Annotated in this window: 1 protein-coding gene; it reads left to right on the top strand. The window is 70.2% G+C overall.

Going from position 1 to position 3,653, the window contains the following annotated elements:
* Positions 1–39: 39 nt before the first annotated feature.
* A partial coding sequence (locus C7I87_RS36945; RefSeq protein WP_373424816.1) for a DUF4573 domain-containing protein occupies positions 40–3,653 on the top strand: 3,614 nt, incomplete at its 3' end.

Raw genomic sequence — 3,653 nt, 5'->3', positions numbered from 1 at the left:
CCGGTATCGCCTTTCGGTCCTGTCGAACCAGTTGAGCCCGTGGCGCCAGTGGCACCCGTCGCGCCCTTGGGTCCTGTATCGCCCTTGGGTCCGGTCGCTCCGGTCGAACCGGTTGCGCCATTCGGTCCGGTCGCGCCGGTCGAACCGGTTGCGCCCTTCGGTCCAGTTGCGCCGGTCGAGCCTGTGGCTCCCGTCGCGCCCGTGGCTCCGGTCGAGCCTGTTGCGCCGGTGTTGCCTGTTGCGCCGGTTGCACCTGTGGCTCCAGTCGAGCCCGTCGCTCCGGTATCGCCCGTAGGCCCAGTCGAGCCCGTAGCGCCCGTATCGCCGGTTGCACCAGTCGAGCCTGTGGCACCGGTTGAGCCTGTCGCCCCGGTATCACCAGTCGCGCCAGTCGAACCAGTGGCTCCGGTATCGCCGGTTGCACCGGTGGCCCCGGTTGCGCCGGTCGAACCCGTAGCTCCGGTCGAGCCAGTGGCACCAGTGTCGCCGGTTGCTCCGGTCGAACCCGTGGCGCCGGTATCGCCGGTCGCGCCTGTGGCTCCGGTCGAGCCTGTGGCACCAGTGTCGCCGGTTGCACCGGTTGATCCGGTTGCGCCCGTATCACCGGTCGAGCCGGTGGCTCCGGTATCGCCCGTTGCCCCAGTCGAGCCTGTGGCACCAGTGTCGCCGGTCGCGCCTGTGGCTCCGGTCGAACCGGTTGCGCCCTTCGGCCCGGTGTCGCCTTTCGGTCCTGTCGAACCAGTTGAGCCCGTGGCGCCAGTGGCACCCGTCGCGCCCTTGGGTCCGGTGTCGCCCTTGGGTCCGGTCGCTCCGGTCGAACCGGTTGCGCCCTTCGGCCCGGTGTCGCCCTTTGCCCCGGTCGCTCCGGTCGAACCGGTTGCGCCCTTCGGCCCGGTGTCGCCCTTTGGCCCGGTCGCTCCGGTCGAACCGGTTGCGCCCTTCGGTCCGGTGTCGCCCTTTGGCCCGGTCGCTCCGGTCGAACCGGTTGCACCCTTCGGCCCAGTGTCGCCCTTGGGTCCGGTCGCCCCGGTCGAACCGGTTGCGCCCTTGGGTCCAGTATCGCCCTTCGGTCCAGTTGCGCCGGTCGAGCCTGTGGCACCAGTGGAGCCCGTTGCTCCGGTACCGCCGGTCGAGCCGGTCGCACCGGTCGAGCCGGTGGCTCCCGCCGCGCCTGTGGCTCCGGTAGAGCCTGTTGCGCCGGTGTTGCCAGTCGCGCCGGTTGCACCTGTGGCTCCAGTCGAGCCCGTCGCTCCGGTATCGCCCGTGGCCCCAGGCGAACCCGTAGCGCCCGTATCGCCGGTCGCACCAGTCGAGCCTGTGGCACCGGTTGAGCCTGTCGCCCCGGTATCACCAGTCGCGCCAGTCGAACCGGTTGCGCCCGTATCGCCAGTTGCACCCGTGGCCCCGGTTGCGCCGGTCGAACCCGTAGCTCCGGTCGAGCCAGTGGTGCCGGTATCGCCAGTTGCACCAGTTGAACCCGTATCACCGGTTGCGCCTATGGCTCCGGTTGAACCTGTGTCGCCGGTGGCGCCGGTCGAGCCAGTGTCGCCAGTTGCACCAGTAGATCCTGTAGCGCCGGTTGAACCCGTGGCGCCCGTATCACCGGTCGAGCCAGTGGCTCCGGTATCGCCCGTTGCCCCAGTCGAGCCTGTGGCACCAGTGTCGCCGGTGGCGCCAGTCGAGCCTGTGGCGCCCGTATCGCCAGTCGCGCCGGTGGAACCTGTGGCTCCAGTCGAGCCCGTCGCTCCGGTATCGCCGGTCGCACCTGTGGCTCCGGTTGCACCGGTCGAGCCCGTGGCACCCGTATCGCCAGTTGCTCCAGTCGAACCTGTGGCACCCGTGTCGCCGGTCGCACCGGTTGCACCGGTTGCTCCGGTCGAACCTGTCGCCCCGGTATCGCCGGTGGCGCCTGTGGCTCCGGTCGACCCAGTTGCCCCCGTATCGCCAGTCGCACCCGTGGCTCCGGTTGCCCCAGTCGAACCTGTGGCGCCCGTATCGCCGGTGGCACCTGTGGCTCCGGTTGCTCCAGTTGAGCCAGTCGCTCCGGTATCGCCGGTTGCGCCGGTCGAACCCGTAGCGCCGGTATCACCGGTTGCGCCGGTGGCCCCGGTTGCTCCGGTCGAACCCGTGGCACCGGTATCACCGGTCGCACCTGTGGCTCCGGTTGCTCCAGTCGAACCTGTGGCGCCGGTATCGCCGGTTGCTCCAGTTGCGCCAGTCGAACCTGTCGCTCCGGTATCGCCAGTGGCGCCGGTTGCTCCAGTTGAGCCCGTAGAGCCTGTTTCGCCAGTTGCGCCTGTGGCTCCGGTTGCTCCGGTCGAACCCGTGGCTCCGGTATCGCCGGTCGCACCTGTGGCTCCGGTTGCTCCAGTCGAGCCCGTATCGCCGGTCGCGCCTGTGGCTCCGGTTGCTCCGGTCGAACCCGTGGCGCCGGTATCACCGGTTGCGCCAGTAGCCCCGGTTGCGCCGGTGTCGCCGGTCGCACCTGTGGCTCCGGTTGCTCCAGTCGAGCCCGTGGCGCCGGTATCACCGGTTGCGCCAGTGGCTCCGGTTGCGCCGGTATCACCGGTCGCGCCTGTGGCTCCGGTTGCTCCGGTCGAGCCTGTAGCTCCGGTCGCCCCGGTCGAGCCAGTTGCACCCGTATCGCCGGTCGCACCTGTGGCTCCGGTTGCTCCAGTCGAACCTGTGGCGCCCGTGTCGCCAGTTGCGCCTGTGGCTCCGGTTGCTCCAGTCGAACCCGTAGCGCCGGTATCGCCGGTCGCGCCTGTGGCTCCGGTTGCTCCGGTCGAACCCGTAGAGCCTGTTTCGCCAGTCGAGCCCGTCGCTCCGGTATCGCCGGTCGCACCCGTGGCTCCGGTTGCCCCAGTTGAGCCCGTGGCGCCTGTTTCGCCGGTCGCGCCTGTGGCTCCGGTTGCTCCGGTCGAACCTGTGGCGCCGGTATCACCGGTCGCGCCTGTGGCTCCGGTTGCTCCGGTCGACCCAGTTGCACCCGTATCGCCGGTGGCACCTGTGGCTCCGGTTGCTCCAGTCGAGCCAGTCGCTCCGGTATCGCCAGTGGCGCCGGTTGCTCCAGTTGAGCCCGTGGAGCCTGTGGCGCCCGTTTCGCCCGTCGCACCGGTTGCACCGGTCGAGCCAGTTGCACCCGTATCACCGGTCGCGCCTGTGGCGCCGGTTGCTCCGGTCGACCCAGTTGCACCCGTATCACCGGTCGCACCTGTTGCCCCGGTTGCGCCGGTCGCACCCGTATCGCCGGTCGCGCCTGTGGCACCCGTTGCTCCGGTATCGCCAGTCGCACCTGTGGCTCCGGTTGCTCCAGTCGAACCTGTGGCTCCGGTGTCGCCGGTCGCACCCGTGGCTCCGGTTGCTCCAGTCGAACCTGTGGCGCCCGTATCGCCGGTCGCACCGGTTGCTCCGGTAGAACCCGTAGCGCCCGTGTCTCCGGTGGCTCCAGTTGCACCTGTGGAACCTGTGGCGCCGGTATCGCCGGTTGCGCCTGTGGCCCCGGTTGCTCCGGTCGAGCCCGTCGCTCCTGTATCGCCGGTCGCACCTGTGGCTCCGGTCGCCCCGGTCGAACCCGTGGCTCCGGTGTCGCCAGTCGCACCCGTAGCTCCGGTTGCGCCAGTCGAGCCGGTGGCACCCGTATCGCCGGTCGC

This window comes from Mesorhizobium sp. SARCC-RB16n, from assembly GCF_008520305.1.
In the GTDB taxonomy this organism is placed as follows: domain Bacteria; phylum Pseudomonadota; class Alphaproteobacteria; order Rhizobiales; family Rhizobiaceae; genus Mesorhizobium.
Note: the sequence above shows the minus strand (reverse complement) of the source record. Positions and strands in the feature narration are given on the sequence as shown.